This window comes from Helicobacter sp., from assembly GCF_017502485.1.
GTDB lineage: Bacteria > Campylobacterota > Campylobacteria > Campylobacterales > Helicobacteraceae > Helicobacter_B.
Genome location: NZ_JAFVUX010000016.1, coordinates 50,360 through 66,082, shown reverse-complemented (window position 1 = coordinate 66,082; position 15,723 = coordinate 50,360). Strand labels below are relative to the sequence as shown.

Annotated in this window: 13 protein-coding genes; 11 read left to right on the top strand and 2 right to left on the bottom strand. The window is 42.8% G+C overall.

The features are described 5' to 3' along the window. Positions 1-9: 9 nt before the first annotated feature. The 4 genes from cysE to IKB69_RS03390 all read left to right on the top strand — a co-directional run bounded on the left by cysE (position 10) and on the right by IKB69_RS03390 (position 3,925). Positions 10-816: a serine O-acetyltransferase gene (gene cysE, locus IKB69_RS03405; protein WP_290946158.1), complete on the top strand. Its 807-nt coding sequence runs from the start codon at positions 10-12 to the stop codon at positions 814-816. 145 nt (positions 817-961) lie between these two features. After that, a complete protein-coding gene (gene htpG / locus IKB69_RS03400; RefSeq protein WP_290946108.1) occupies positions 962-2,830 on the top strand; it encodes a molecular chaperone HtpG in 1,869 nt (622 codons plus the stop codon). Between the two features lie 13 nt (positions 2,831-2,843). Next, on the top strand, positions 2,844-3,470 hold the full coding sequence (locus tag IKB69_RS03395; protein ID WP_290946106.1) for a hypothetical protein: 627 nt from the start codon (positions 2,844-2,846) through the stop codon (positions 3,468-3,470). A gap of 14 nt (positions 3,471-3,484) precedes the next feature. Further along, a complete protein-coding gene (locus IKB69_RS03390; protein ID WP_290946104.1) occupies positions 3,485-3,925 on the top strand; it encodes an META domain-containing protein in 441 nt (146 codons plus the stop codon). A 16-nt stretch (positions 3,926-3,941) separates the two neighbouring features. Here IKB69_RS03390 and prmC read toward each other — a convergent pair whose 3' ends face one another. Next, positions 3,942-4,781, bottom strand: coding sequence for a peptide chain release factor N(5)-glutamine methyltransferase (prmC, locus tag IKB69_RS03385; RefSeq protein ID WP_290946102.1), 840 nt, complete (start codon positions 4,779-4,781; stop codon positions 3,942-3,944). A gap of 5 nt (positions 4,782-4,786) precedes the next feature. Then, on the bottom strand, positions 4,787-5,980 hold the full coding sequence (locus IKB69_RS03380; protein WP_290946100.1) for a M48 family metallopeptidase: 1,194 nt from the start codon (positions 5,978-5,980) through the stop codon (positions 4,787-4,789). 181 nt (positions 5,981-6,161) lie between these two features. Here IKB69_RS03380 and pyrG point away from each other — a divergent pair, with 181 nt between their 5' ends. From pyrG to IKB69_RS03345, 7 genes are read left to right on the top strand one after another with little or no spacing between them, the layout of a single operon-like run. Then, on the top strand, positions 6,162-7,808 hold the full coding sequence (pyrG, locus tag IKB69_RS03375) for a glutamine hydrolyzing CTP synthase (protein ID WP_290946098.1): 1,647 nt from the start codon (positions 6,162-6,164) through the stop codon (positions 7,806-7,808). Further along, complete coding sequence (recJ, locus tag IKB69_RS03370) at positions 7,808-9,457, top strand: single-stranded-DNA-specific exonuclease RecJ (RefSeq protein ID WP_290946096.1); 1,650 nt, start codon at positions 7,808-7,810, stop codon at positions 9,455-9,457. The genes pyrG and recJ overlap by 1 nt, the downstream gene beginning before the upstream one ends. Further along, complete coding sequence (locus tag IKB69_RS03365) at positions 9,454-9,705, top strand: hypothetical protein (RefSeq protein WP_290946094.1); 252 nt, start codon at positions 9,454-9,456, stop codon at positions 9,703-9,705. The genes recJ and IKB69_RS03365 overlap by 4 nt, the downstream gene beginning before the upstream one ends. Next, entirely contained in the window at positions 9,699-12,269 is a 2,571-nt protein-coding gene (locus tag IKB69_RS03360; RefSeq protein WP_290946092.1) for a Smr/MutS family protein, read from the top strand. Before IKB69_RS03365 ends, IKB69_RS03360 begins: the two co-directional genes overlap by 7 nt. Next, positions 12,266-13,879 carry a hypothetical protein gene (locus IKB69_RS03355; protein ID WP_290946090.1) on the top strand — a complete coding sequence of 538 codons (1,614 nt, stop codon included), beginning with the start codon at positions 12,266-12,268 and terminating at the stop codon, positions 13,877-13,879. The genes IKB69_RS03360 and IKB69_RS03355 overlap by 4 nt, the downstream gene beginning before the upstream one ends. A 38-nt stretch (positions 13,880-13,917) precedes the next feature. After that, entirely contained in the window at positions 13,918-14,847 is a 930-nt protein-coding gene (locus IKB69_RS03350) for a ribose-phosphate pyrophosphokinase (protein WP_290946088.1), read from the top strand. Positions 14,848-14,856: 9 nt separating this feature from the next. Beyond that, entirely contained in the window at positions 14,857-15,723 is an 867-nt protein-coding gene (locus tag IKB69_RS03345; RefSeq protein WP_290946086.1) for an ATP phosphoribosyltransferase regulatory subunit, read from the top strand.

Sequence of the window (15,723 nt, the reverse complement as noted above, 5' to 3'; positions counted from 1 at the left end):
ATGCATTCAATGAGCCTTTTTGCACTTTTGCGAGAGGATTTCTCCACACCCGCGCGCAAAGACCCTGCGCTAAAATCTAAAATCGAGCTGTTTTTTAACTATCCGGGTGTGATAGCGTTAGCACATTATCGGCTGGCACATAGCTTATATAAGCGAGAGTTTAAGGTGTTGGCGCGGATTATTATGGGCTTTGTGCAGTTTATAACAAACATCGACATCCATCCAGCGGCGCAAATTGGACGGCGTGTATTTATCGACCATGGCATAGGTGTAGTCATCGGTGAGACAGCAATCATCGGCGATGATGTAACAATCTATCAGGGCGTGAGTCTAGGGGGGGTGAGCCTAGCACAGGAGAAACGTCACCCCACACTAGAATCTGGTGTAGTTGTGGGAGCTGGGGCAAAAATCTTAGGCAATATTACCATTGGCACGAATGCCAAAATTGGTGCAAATTCTGTTGTCATCAAAGATGTGCCAAGAGAATGTACAGCAGTAGGCATACCAGCGCGCATTCTCACGCCCAAGCTAGAATCTACCAAGCTAGAAGTTAATCAGACTAGTGAGTCTGTCTGTCTTGCCCAAAGCAGCGGGACAAATGCCCCACTCCCTGATATAAATAAGCAGGCGTTTTTATATCTTTTAGAGCGTATAGAGATTATAGAGAGGCAAGCGCGTGCGACAGATGTGGATTGCCAAGATAATGGATCAATACAAACACAAGAATCCATACAGGAGTTAAAAACACGCCTTGATAAGCGATATGGAGAGTATATCCAAGCTCTGCGAAGCGATGGGGTGGAGCAGAACACATAAGATGTTATAAGTGGTTATGTTTAGCGCAGGTTATTATAAAATCTATGTCTATTAGACTGACTAAACTTTATAACATTACTATAAAGTTTCTATATATTTATCAATTTACTGCTATAATCGCTAAAATTTTTATAAAGGATATACAATGGGAAAGAAAATGACCTTCCAAACAGAAATTAAACAGCTACTAGATCTAATGATCCACTCGCTCTACTCTAACAAGGAGATTTTCTTGCGCGAGCTTGTTAGCAACGCCTCTGATGCGCTTGATAAGTTAAATTATCTCACTATTAGTAATGATGAGTTTAAAAGCATAGCCTTTGAGCCGCGCATTGATATTTCTTATGATGAAAAAAAAGGTGTGCTAACAATAGCGGATTCTGGTATTGGTATGAGCGAGCAGGAACTTATTGAAAATCTAGGTACAATTGCCAAATCCGGTACAAAAAGTTTCCTTAATGCCTTAAGCGGAGATAAGAAAAAAGACTCCGCGCTTATTGGGCAATTTGGCGTGGGATTCTACTCGGCATTTATGGTGGCGCAAAAGGTTGTAGTAACGACCAAAAAAGCTACACAAGAGCAAGCCTTTAGCTGGGTGAGCGATGGCGGTGGGGAGTATGAAATCACCAAGTGTAAGAAAGAGTCGCACGGCACGCAGATCGCACTTTACTTGAAAGATGATGAAAAGCACTTCGCAAGTCGCTGGGAGATAGAATCCATTATCAAAAAATATTCTGATCATATTGGATTCCCTATTTTTCTGCATTATGAAGAAACAAAATACGCCACAGAAGAAGAGAAAAAAGAGGGTAAAAAAGATGAAGTGCTACAGAAATGCGAGCAGCTAAACACTGCTAAAGCTCTATGGAAAATCCCAAAAAATGAGTTAAAAGAGCAGGATTATAAAGAATTTTACAAAGGTTTTGCCCACGATAATAGCGAACCACTAAGTTATGTGCATACAAAGGTTGAGGGCAATTTGGAGTATACGACACTCTTTTTTATCCCAAGTGTTGCTCCATTTGATCTTTACCGCGTGGATTATCGCTCTGGTGTGAAGCTCTATGTTAAGCGCGTGTTTATCACCGATGATGATAAAGAGCTTCTACCGCAGTATTTGCGCTTTGTGCGTGGTGTGATTGATAGTGAAGATTTGCCCCTTAATGTGAGCCGTGAGATTTTACAGCAAAATAAGATTCTAGCTAATATCAAATCTGCTTCTACCAAGAAAATTTTAAGTGAGATAGAAAAACTCACCAAAGATGGCGAAAAATATAAGAGCTTTTATGAGCAGTTCGGTAGAGTGCTAAAAGAAGGGCTATATAGTGATTATGAAAATAAGGAGAAGATTTTAGAGCTTTTGCGCTTTGATTCTAGTAAGGCGGAAAATGTCAGCCTAAAGGCTTATAAGCAAGCAATGCCCAAAGAGCAAAAGAGTATTTACTACATTATCGGCGAGAATAAAGAGTTGCTAAAAGCATCGCCACTATTAGAGAAATACGCAAAGCTTGGTTTTGAAGTGTTACTACTAAGCGATGAGGTTGATAGCTTTGTAATGCCAAGCGTGGGAGAATACGACAAGATTCCACTAAAAGATGCCACAAGTCAAGAGGCGCTAAAAGAGCTTGGCGAAGAAAATATCGATGAAAGCACTAGTAAGAAGTTTGAGCCTATTGTGCAGGCATTTAAGGATGCTTTGGGCGATGAGATTAATGATGTGGAGTTAAGTGCCAGTCTCTCATCCCCTATCGCGCTTTTGGGTGAAGAACATAATGCAATGATGGCAAATCTTATGCGCCAAATGGGGCAAGAGCTACCAAAGGGCAAAAAAAGCGTGCAAATCAATGTCAATCACAATATTTTTAACAAGTTGCTGCAAGCGGATTCTACTAAGGTGAAGGAAATTGCGCATTTACTCTATGATAGTGCCAAGCTCCTAGAATCTGGCACGCTTGATAATGCTAAGGACTTTAGCCACCGCTTATACGCGCTTATTGATGAGAGCTTGAAGTAATCTTTAGATAACAATGCTGAATTTTTGCAGGCGAATTCTGTCTAACGCGTTTTCTAGCAGTTATAATGCCAAGATGTTTGTGTTGTTTCTTGGCTATGTGATAGTGCTTTTTGCAATGCTACCAAGTTCTTTAGAGATAATTGCTAATTATGATACCACATCTACTGATCACTCACTAGAATCTAGGTGGTCGCAGTATTTTTACTTGATTTTTCTGCCATTTATTGGGCTTACTGGGTTGTATGTGGAGAATTTTATAGGCATTTTGGTGCTGTTTTTCGCGCTTATACTCAGTGATAGGCTAAAGATTTTTCAGCATTATGTGCTGCTATATTTACTTTATTTGCTTTGTGCGTATCTTAGCTTGGAGTATGGTTCGCTTATGCCCGGATTCTACTCCAATATGCTGGGGGCATTAGATATGATTGCCCACCATAACTATGTCTTACTTTTTGCGTTGTATAGCAAGGGGGTTGTGTGGGTGTTTCTCGCTCTAGCAGTATTTGATCTAGCTTTTTATCGCGCTAAGTGTATAGAGCCCCCACGCTTAGTGCGCGAGAATCTAATCTTTGCCCTATTGGTCTATGTCGTGGTGTTTGGGATTTATAGCTATGATAGCAAGAGCTTAGTATTGTATTAAAGGAGAGAAGTAGAGTGCTTAGAGTACTGCTATTTGGACTTATGTATGGCGTGCTAAATGCTGGTGAAAACTTGCTTGGTGTAAGTGCTTATACACTCGCTAAGGTGGGGCGATTTGAAGTAGAATCTATGCGGCTTGGTGAGTATGAAATCGTCGTGCCCTATGAAGTGGAAAACGCGTTTTTGAGCTTTGCTGGATCGCAGGTAAGTGGCATTGTGGGTTGTAATAGGTTCTTTGCTTCCTATCAGGCGCAAGGTGGGGGCAAGGTGCTTGTAGTGGGGGTTGGGGACTCGACAAGAAAAATGTGTGCGACCATAGAATCTAATATCGAAGCAATTTTTGCGAAGAATTTTTATGGGCGATTTATTGTGCAAGGTGATGATGAGTTAGTAGAGCTTGTGGGTGATAATGGATTCCGTATTAAGCTTGTGCCATCACTTGAGCTTGAGCCATAGTTTGTGGATGCGTGGATTAGACTTGAAGCTTAGCGACAAACCCACGATCAAGCCCAGCTAAGTCTTTGTAAAATTGCGCATTATAGCCGCTAGATTCTAGTACTTTTGCTAGATGCTGCCTTTGATCATAGCCCATTTCACACGCAAGGTATGGGACTTTCTGCGCACTACATTGGGTGATTAGGCACTCAAGTATTTCGCTCCCCCTAATCCCGCCAAAAAGCGCACTACTAGGCTCATAAGTAAGCGGTTTGTCTATGGGATATGAACTAGCGATATAAGGCGGATTAGAAACAACCATATCCGCCTTATCATTTGTGTCAAAAAGTGCAGTGTGCTTTAGTGTAATGCGTTCTTGTAAGCCAAAATATTCGATATTGCGCGTAGCAGTTTTTAGGGCTTCAAGGCTAATATCTGTGGCAATGATTGAAATATGTGGTAGCGAGCGCGCTAAGGCTATACTGAGTGCGCCAGAGCCGACACCTACTTCAACAAGCATCAAATGTGGGCGTTGATTATGGCTTAGAATCTCACATACCTTTTGCACAAGGATCTCGCTCTCAGGGCGCGGGATTAGCACACTAGAATCTACAAATAACTCGAAGTCTAAAAAACTTGCCTTATGTGTTAGATACTCTATGGGGCAACCTTGAACGCGCTTGGTGATGAGAGAGAAAAATTGCCCTTGCACGCTAGAATCTAGCTTTTGCTTGTTGTTTGTATGTAGCCATACGCGATCTTTTTTTAGCACGAAGGCTAGCAGAATCTCCGCTTCTAAGCGCGCTCTAGTGATGAAGTGGCAATCTATTAGGATAGCTATAGCGCACTTTAGGGCAGCATCTATACTTAAGCCCATTGTGCTTACTTAAGCTTATCAAGAGCTCTTAGCCGATCTAAAAGCGGTGGGTGAGTATAGTGGAAAAACACATAAAGAGGGTGGGAATATGGAAAAGTTTTATTTTCATTGACAAGGCGGATAAGAGCCTCTCTCAAACAATGCGCACTTGTGAGCTGCGCGCTATAAGCATCAGCGCGGTATTCTGCTTTTCGGTTAAAGTAGCCAATAAGTGGCATCACCCAGAATGATACAATGGGTGCAATAAGTAGGAGTATTGTAAGTGATGTGGCGTGGTTATTTTCTAATCCTAGCGCGGCAAAAAATGTTGCTGGGAGATTTCCGGCGACAAAAAATAGTGCAAATAGCACTATGCCAGAAAGCAAAAGATTTACCAAAATGTCTTTGTGTTTAAAATGCCCAAGCTCGTGTGCTAGGATTGTAAGCAAGCCTTCAGAGCTTACCTTCTCCAAAAGTGTGTCAAAGAGTACCACGCGCTTCGCGCTTCCCAAGCCGCCAAAATATGCATTAAGCCTGCCATCTCTCCTGCTTGCATCTATTACAAAAATCTCATTTACCATAAAACCGGCTTTGTTCATAAGATCTTGGATTTTATCTTGGAGATTTTGGTTATTAAGAGGGGTAAAAGTGTTAAAAATGGGTGCGATTAGTGTGGGATATAGAGCATTGATTAGCACCACAAGTAAAAATACCACGCTAAATCCAGCTAACCACCAATACGCATAGTCCATAATGACAAGCAGTAGCCATAGTACCAAGAATCCAAACACCGCAATGAGTGCGAAGATTTTTAGTGTGTCGATAAAAAAGATTTGCCAAGTTACATTGGAGAATCCATAGGTTTTATCTAGTCGCAGTTGCTTATAAGCACTAAATGGGAGCTGTAAAAATGCATTAATTAGCACAAATCCTAGCACAAATATAATGAAGCCAAGTGTTGCTTCTTCTGCCAAAAAGTCCTGCCACTTAGCAAGCGCAAAGCTCACCCACGCGATAAAAACAAATGCTTCAAAAATATGACTAATTATCGATAGGCGCAAGTTTGCCAAAGAATAGTCTGCAGAGATTGCATAGTCTTTAGGCTGGAGTATGACCGCTTGCTTTTTGGCAAAGGCTTTAATGTGGCGGATTTGCAATGTGTCTATGATAATGCTAGGGAGAGTGAGAAAAAGCACATAACAAAGGCAGAAAGTCATCATGATGTCTTATCCTTACATATAATGCTAAACCACAAAATTGCTTAGTTGTGATCTAGATACTTATTGTAAAACAAAAATTTAAATCTACACATAATAACTTTGTAAGGGGTTTTTGTATAGGATTGCAAATATAACCACAAGGCGATCAAGCGCATACGCAATATATTTCAAGGATTGAGTGATGTCAAATACAAAATACATATTTGTTACAGGTGGAGTGCTAAGTTCTTTGGGCAAGGGGATTTCATCTTCATCGCTAGCCACTTTACTAAAGCAAAGTGGCTACAAAGTCAATATCCTAAAAATCGATCCATATATCAATATTGATCCGGGCACGATGAGTCCGCTAGAGCACGGAGAAGTATTTGTAACAGCTGATGGTGCAGAAACGGACTTGGATATAGGGCATTATGAGCGATTTTTAAACACAAACCTTAGCAAGGATAATAATTTCACCACAGGGCAGGTTTATCTCTCTGTCATAGAAAATGAGCGTAAGGGCAATTATTTGGGCAAAACGATCCAGGTTGTCCCGCATATTGTCGATGAGATTAAAAGTCGCATAAAAGCCGTGGGTAAGGGATATGACTTCTTAGTCATTGAGCTAGGTGGCACGGTGGGGGACATTGAGGGACTACCATTTTTAGAAGCTATGCGCCAGCTTAAGCACGAGCTGCCAAATACACAGGTGCTAAGCATTCATGTAACACTGATCCCGCTCATTAGAGCAGCAGGCGAGCTAAAAACTAAGCCCACACAGCATTCTGTCCAAGAGCTACGGCGCATAGGGATTACGCCACAAATCATCATCGCACGATCTGAAAAGTCCTTAAGCAAGGATTTGAAAAAAAAGCTTGCGATGAGTTGCGATGTGGCCGATGATAGCGTGATTGAAGCTCTTGATGCTAAGAGTATCTATCAATGCCCGCTAAATTTTTTAAAAGAAGGTATTTTAACGCCCATTGCTAGGCATTTTGCTATTGCTACCATTAAGCCAGATGTGAGCGAGTGGGATATGCTGGTAAAAAAGATCATTTCCCCAAAAGATGAGATTACAATCGCCTTTGTAGGGAAGTATCTCCATCTAAAAGAGTCTTATAAGTCCCTGACCGAAGCTCTAATCCACGCAGGGGCAAATATCGACACGCGTGTGTGCATTAAGTGGATCGATAGCGAAGCTCTAGAGCATACGCAAGGTGCGGAGCTAGGCGATGTTGATGGGATTTTGATACCCGGAGGCTTTGGCTCGCGCGGTATAGGGGGGAAGATTCTAGCGATTCGCTATGCTAGGGAGCATAAAGTGCCATTTTTGGGGATATGCTTGGGGATGCAGCTAAGTATTATCGAGTTTGCGCGTAATGTGCTAGGCATAGAAGATGCGGATTCTACGGAGTTTGCCCCCGATACTTCCCGTCCATTCATTTACTTGATTGAAGATTTTATTGATCAGTGTGGTAAATCTCAAGTGCGCACCATCAAGTCCCCTATGGGTGGGACTATGCGGCTTGGTGAGTATGAGTGTGTGCTGCGCCCACAGAGTAAGATTGCTGTAGCCTATAGCCACGCAAAGGTGGTCAAAGAACGCCACCGCCACCGCTACGAAGCTAACCCAGCCTACCGAGCTTTGCTGGAAGAAAATGGTATGCAAATAAGTGGTGAGTCCACAAGTGGGCTAATTGAAGCAATTGAGCTAGAGAGGCACCCGTTTTTTATCGGCGTGCAGTTTCACCCAGAATTTACTTCGCGCCTGCAAGCACCAAATCCCATCATCTTAGCTTTTGTAAAAAAGAGCCTAGAATCTAAGGGTGCAACTCAAAAGAGCCGATAATGCCCCAGCAAGCGTATAAGACATTGAGCAAAGGTGAGATTTACGCTCTTTTGCATAATCGCACTAAGCAGTGGGACTTCCCCACGCTATCAACACTTCCCCACCCCTATCAGTTAAAATCCTGTGAGCAAGCCTCCCACTTCCTAGCGCAAAAAATGCGCGAGAAGCCTAAGATTCTAGTTGTGGGGGATTATGATGTTGATGGAGTGATTGCAAGTGTGGTTATGATGAAATTTTTTGCCTTGCTTGGGTATGAGCATATTAGCTATGTGATCCCAAGTCGCTTTAGCGACGGCTATGGCGTGTCAAAAGCTATCATTGAAGCTAATCCAAGCGATATAGTTATCACCGTGGATAATGGCACAACCGCCTATGAAGCAGCTGCTTACTGCAAGCAGCAGGGGATCACGCTTATCATTACTGATCATCATATCCCCAAAGAGAGCTTGCCTGAAGCAGATTTTATCATAAACCCCCAGCAAAAAGACTGCACCTTCCCGCAAAAAGAAATATGTGGCGCGCTTGTGGCGTGGTATTTTTGCGCGGGGTTAAAGATCGCTCTAGGGGTTAATATATCTCTTGTACCACTTTTAGAGCTTGTGATGTTAGCGACCATAGCTGATATGATGCCACTAACCCAAATCAACAAATGTATCGTGCTCTATGGGCTAAAGCAGCTACCCACTTCGCAAAATCCAGCCTTGCAAAAGCTCAAGACCTACCTAAAGACACGCTATATCACTGCTACGGATATTGCTTTTTCACTTACTCCACTGCTTAATGCTGCGGGGCGTATGGGGGAAGGGCGCATAGCAAGTGAGTTTCTACTTTTAGATTCTGGTAACTTCTCATCTGCACTCACGCAAGATGATCGCGCGCATCGTCTTAAAGCGTGCAGCCTTGCTAGCGCGCTAGATTCTGGGCTACAAGCATTAATAGCACTCAATCAAGCCCGCAAAGATACGGCAAAATCTGTCCTAGAATCTGCAAAGGCTTGTGTCATCGTGTATGAAAATGCTGTGATCGCGCGCGGAGATGATTGGCACGAAGGAGTGTTGGGTATTGTTGCTGCGCAAATGGCAAACTTCTATAAGCGACCAGCCTTTGTGCTCTCGCGCACCAAAGAGCCGGGGCTAGAATCTATGCTAAAAGGGAGTGCTAGGTCATTTGGTGAAGTGGATTTGATGAGTATGCTACTTGGGGCTAATGAGATTCTAGGGGAGTTTGGTGGGCATAGCAAGGCAGCTGGGCTTAGTGTGGAGATTGCTAGCTTTGATGAACTATGCGCATATTTAGATAGCCTTAGCGTGTTGCCTAAGTGCCAAACTACGCAAGAAGAGCTGGGAGCTTTACTCATTGATGTAAGTGATATTAATGAAGAGCTTTTTGCACTATTGCAGGAGTTTGAGCCTTATGGGCAGGGGAATCCTAAGCCAATTCTTCAGGCTAGGTTGCAAATCCGCCAGATCCAATCCATTAAGCAGCATAGGAAATTTAGCTTTTTTGGCACGGATATTGGGGGGATTTACTTTTTTTGCGAACAGAAGTTTGAGGCGAGAGATTGGATTCTAGCGAGTTTTACTATGCAGATGGATTCATATAGTGGGAAGCCTATAATGGTGCTACAAGAAGCGGAGAGGATAGGGTGAGTAAGTGTAGAGATTTAGCTTTTGAACTAGATTCTAGTCCTTATTCGTCATTGCAAAACACTGCGAAAGCAGGGGTATGGCAATCTGTAGATTTTGCGCAAGCAACATACAATCAAATCAATGGTCGCGCGCAAGTGCGCAACCTTGAAAATGTTATCTTTGGTTTGATGCGGGATTTTTTGGTAAAAAGCCTGTGGCTAGCTAAGTTATTTCAAGCCACAAAGCACACAAAGTGGGTTAAATGCTAGTTTCTCAAGCAGATTTACAGCTAGTGAGTAGCCTTGATTTAGATGATTTTCTCACACATTTTAGCACCTATCTAGCACGCCCTAAGCCCATCTATCTACAAGGAGATAAGAATTTCTACCACGCAGTGTTGCGCGAGATGGATTCTATGTCTCTGCCAACTTTACCAGCACTTGAGAATTTCTCCCACGCGTTTTTGCGTTTGAAAAAGCGTGCCACTCTAAGCTTGCAGGATATTTGGGGTTTTGCTAGAGAGCTGGAGTTTTTCACGGCACTACAAAATGCCCTAGCCCCACTCCCAGAATCCAAGCTCCACACCATTGTGGCAAAGATCATTATCCCCGCTAACTTGCGTGAAGCACTCTGTATTTTTGATGAAAAAGGCGAGATAGAAGCAGGTCGGTTTAGCCATATTGATAACCTGCGCACGCAGATTTTTAGCACGCAAGACTCCATTAAGCAGTCCCTTAATACCTTGTTAGTAAGAGAGAATCTAGCCCCCTATCTTGTCGATAAACAAATCCACTTGCTCTATGATGCACAAGCTCTTTTGCTAAAGGCTGGCTACTCGCGCGTGCTTAAGGGCTCTGTGCTTGATCGTACGCAAGGTGGCTTCTTCTATGTGCTGCCAAATGAGATTGCTAGGCTCTATGATAAGCAACAAGAGCTGCGTGATCTCTACGCTTTAGAGATCCAAAAGCTTTGCACTACACTTAGTGAGATAATGCTAGGGGAGTTTAGATTCTTGCAGTTTTTGGATAAGCAGTTTGATTTGGTGGATTTGCTTTGTGCTAGGGTTAGGTTTGCCAAAGATCTAGGGCTAGAGTTTGTCGCTACAAAGGATTCGGTTTTGGGTAATCAGACAAAGCAATACCACAATCTTAGAATCCTAGAAGAAAAAAATCACTCCCATTGCGAGCAAACAGAGCTAGAATCTAAATTAGATTCTGGTATGGATTGCCACGCAGGCAAGCCTGCTTGCAATGACAAAAATAATGCAATTAGTAAAAAGCTAGATTCTCCTAACAGCGTAACAACTCTAAACGAGCAAGCGCATAATTCTATGGGGCTTACCCAAAATGCAGAACTTCTAAACAAGCCACAGGTAGCAGGATTTTTCACAAAAAGCCAATACTCAAAAACCAAGCCAAATCACCCAAAAGGACAAAAAGCCATAGTTATACAAGATTTCTGCCACCCCATTTTAAAAAACCCCAAGCCCATAAGTCTTACCTTTGATAAAGGCTTGTTACTACTTACAGGAGTTAATGCTGGGGGTAAGACAATGCTGCTTAAATCAATCCTAAGCGTAGTATTTTTAGCCAAGCTTTTACTTCCTATGAAAATCAACCCCCACGCAAGTAAAATTCCCCACTACAAGCATATCTATGCCATTATCTCTAATCCCCAAAGCTCCAAAGATGATATAAGTACCTTTGCTGGGAGAGTGCTAGAGTTTAGCCAGCAGCTAGATAAAGACGACTTGCTTCTAGGCATTGATGAAATCGAGCTAGGCACTGATGCTGATGAGGCAGCTAGCTTGTATAAAGTGCTTTTAGAGCTTTTGCTTGATAGACATTCTAAGCTTGTAGTAACTACTCACCACAAACGCCTAGCTGCCCTTATGGCACAAGATTCTAGAATCCAGCTAGCAGCAGCGATGTTTGATGCGGAGAGATCAAGCGCGACTTATACATTTTTGCACGGCAGCATTGGGAAGAGTTATGCTTTTGAGATTGCGCAGAAATTTGGCATACCCAAGCATATTATCGCGCGAGCTAAAGAACATTATGGCAGTGATAAAGAGCGATTAAATGCCCTTATAGAGCATAGTAGCAATCTCACGCTAGAGCTAGAATCTAAAGCGCAAGAGCTACAAAAGCGTATCCAAAAAGCGCGCAATGCCAAAGAGACTTATAGTGAGAAAATCTATGAGTTAGAGCGGGCATATAAGGCTAGGGAGCGAGAGTTAGAATTTACTTATAACAATGCCTTGCAAGCCCTAAAAGCGCAGGCGAACACGCAAGAAGACATACATAGGAATCTAAACCGCGCGCACGAGATTTTGCGCCACAAGCCCAAGCTAGATTCTAGTTTCAAGAAAGACCAAGTGCGCAAGGAGTTTAAGGCTGGAGATTTGGCGCGCTATGGGAGTCAGAGCGTGCATATTGTGCGCGCTCAAAAGGATCATTGTTTAATAGAGCTAGATTCTGGTATGCGCCTAAAGGTGGAAAAAAGCACGCTTGCTCCACTCTCAAAAACTCTTGCAAGCACGCTTACAAATGCACACAATGCTACAAAAACAACCCTGTCTTACACGCACAAAGCAAGTGTCAAGCTTGACTTGCATGGTTTGCGCGCAGAAGAAGCATTAGAAAAGCTTGGCGATTTTATTAGTGATAGCCTAATTGCTGGATTTGATGAGGTGCTAATTTACCACGGTATTGGTACAGGAGTATTATCAGCGGTAGTAAAAGACTTTTTGCAAAATCACCCTAAAGTTGTATCTTTTAGCGATGCCCCACTAAATATGGGCGGCTATGGCGCGAAGCTAGTTAGACTATGAGTAAGCTTGCTTTTGCGATCGCTCTATCTTGGGCTGTGCTCATGGTGCTAGGCATAGGTGCACAGAATGTAAAAGACTCTAATGATATGGTGTTTAGCTTTGTGGGGGCTAGGGATTTTGCGCGCTTTTTTACCCCTGCGCCCACGCCTATTGTTATAGATTCTACTGCTAAAGAGCTAGAATCTAGTGCGCCCGATTTTAGCAGCTTTGCCAAAGGTTTTAACAATCCCTTTGCATCATTTATCCACGATAAAAGTCCAGAGTCTTTAGCATTTGCGCCAAGCACAATACTTCGCATTAATGCTAAAGCCTTTGAAAAAGAGCTTGCATCAAGGAAGACATTGCTACAAGCGCAAGCAGTGCTATTTCAAGCAATGAGAAGTGATCAAACAAAGCGTGATGATAAGGAGATTTACCTAACTCTAGCAATGCTGGAGTATCGCCTAAATGGATTCTACCATCTACGCACCTTAGTGGCATATATTCGCGCATATTTGCACGCTGGGGGTGATGAACATAAGCTTCCAAGCCAGCTTGCGCCTTTGCTTGTTGTTTTGTTAAATGATCAGACTATCTTTGCTAGCCTTGTGCAGATTCTGCCTGCACTACTTCGCGATCCAAGTCAGCTTCACTCGAATTTGTTTATAGCCCTAGATAGTCAAAGCCACAGCTTTGTGCGCACTTTTACGCAAGGAGCACGCGGGTGTGTAGGAATTGTCACGCAAGATTCTAAGGCTTTTGTGCTTTGCTTACCGCCTTTTATCGATGAACCTTTGCTATTGCCATTTGATGAAAAGCTTTATATCATCGCAGGCAGTAGAATCTACCTAGTGCAAAGCCCCATAACCACGCAGGACTTACCACGCTATGCCACCTTAGTGTATGAGGAAAAAAATCGCCCTAAAATTTGCTTGTATGCAGCAGAGCTACTTGATACAAATAGGCAGGAGCACTTAGCTAGTGATTTAGCGCGCGCGGGCTATGGGGTGGATTCTAGTAAGAGAGCTTTGACACAATGGCAAAAAGACATTGTTCAAAATGATGAGCTAGTGGAATATCTAGGGTATTTTGATGTGTTTAATGATGGGTACAGGGTGCCACTTGCGCGCACGCATACGATGGTTACACAAGGGTTACTATTTTATGAAGCTTTTGTGCTAGATCCTAATACCTTGCAAGCAGACATTCTTCTAAGCCATCCGAGTATGGTCATTGGCGGGCGGATCGCTTCACTATTTTTCATCCAGCATAAGGGCGAGATTCTAGGCTGTGTGCGTGATGAAGCACATAGAGAAGAAAAGCTTTTTAGATTCCATAGAGATGCTCCGCCAGAGCTAGTGGCACATAATCGCTTAGAGAAGTCGCTACGCACGATACACCCGCTTTTGCTACCCGTCAAAGCGCGCCAAAATCTTTGCTCTATGGAGAAAAAGGGTGATGGCGATACAAGATATGGGCTTTTGACACTTGGGGAATATATCATCACAGAATCTAACTTATGCGATCAACAAATGCAAAAAGCCTTAGCACAATGTGCAAGTTTTGATAAAGAAAATGAGCTAGAATGTAGGCTTAAAGCCATAAATGAAGCAATGGAAAATGTGCTATAATCCAGCCCATAAAGCTAGAAGATCAACTAGGAGTGAGTATGCGAGGTTTTAGGGTATTTAGTGGAAATGCACATAAGGAGTTTGGGCAGGAATTCGCCAAGCATTTAGATGTAGTGCTCAGCAAGATTATGATTAATCGTTTTAGCGATGGTGAAATAGGCGTGCAAATCCAAGAATCTGTGCGCGGGAAAGATGTATTCATCATACAGCCTACTTGTATGCCAACTAATGACAACCTTATGGAGTTGCTCATTATGAGTGATGCCTTTAAGCGTAGCTCTGCTAACTCTATCACTGCTATCATCCCTTACTTTGGCTATGCGCGCCAAGATAGGAAAGTTGCTCCACGCGTGCCAATCACTGCCAAGCTTGTGGCAAACCTTATCCAAAACGCGGGCATTGATCGTGTCATTACTATGGATTTACACGCGGGGCAGATTCAAGGCTTTTTTGATATTCCAGTAGATAATCTTTATGGCTCAATTATTTTTCAAGATCATATCCGTAGTAAAAAGCTCCCAAATCCCATTATCGCTAGTCCAGATATTGGCGGAGTGGCTAGGGCTAGGTATTTTGGGCAAAAGCTTGGATTTGATTTGGTTATTGTCGATAAGCGTAGAGAACGGGCAAATGAGAGTGAAGTGATGAATGTTATCGGTGATGTGCAAGGTAAAGATGTGATTTTAGTCGATGATATGATCGACACTGCTGGGACTATGTGCAAAGCAGCACAGGCTCTAAAAGATAAAGGTGCTACTTCTGTGATGGCTCTAGGCACGCACGCGATTTTAAGTGGTCCAGCAATCGAGCGCATAGAAGAGAGCGTACTTGATGAAGTGATTGTGAGCAATTCTATCCCCTTGTGCAAAGCGTGCAAAAAAATCACCGTGCTTAATGTTGCGCCATTGTTTGCTGAAGTTGTGCGTAGAATCTACCACAATGAAAGCGTTAATTCACTATTTATGTAAAGAGTGGCTATGGTTTTTGAACACGAGATCCCAGAGGGGACGAAGCTGTATTTTGGCAGAAGTGCTAGGATTAAGCGCGTACTTGAGAATGTGGCGTGCGAGATATTTTATAGCCATAGCTTTGAGGAGGTGATTACTCCATATTTCTCCTACCTTGAACATCAGCAAAACTTTTCTAATCGCCACCTAATTCGCCTAAGCAGCCAAAACAATCACCAAATTTCTTTACGCTATGACTCTACAATCGATACGATCCGCACTATTACCAAGCGTTTGGAGCGAGCTACTAGCCATAAGAAATGGTTTTATGTCCAGCCAGTTTTTAGCTACCCTACCAATGAGATCTACCAAATCGGTGCAGAATCTATTTATGATGATAATTTGCACTTGATGATTAACATTGGGCTTGAGATTCTCTCGCGCTGTGATGTTAAGGCAACCTTGCAGTTTAGCAATGTAAAGATTCTAGCTCTTGTGCTAGCAGAAATTGGCATAGATAAAGACACTTACAAGGCTCTGTCCATGCGAGACCTTGCACAAAAAGCTCGATTTATTGAAGAGCTTTTGCGCTTAAATACCTTGCAAGACTTGGATAGCTTTTTACCAAAAGCACCGATGTTTTTGCGCTTTGAATTAGAGCGATTATCGCATAAAGCGCACGCTTGCGAGTCTAAGCAAATTCTCATCTCTCCGCTTGAGCCACCACTTGTGGATTACTATGATGATGTGGTGTTTCGTGTGTTTAGTGAGAATGACACGCTTATGCTTGGGGGTAAATACAATATACAAGAGTGTTTGTGCTGTGGATTTGGGATTTATACAGATAGTGTGATTAGCTATATTCTAGCGCGAGAGTCTAGCAAGAGTTATCAATAA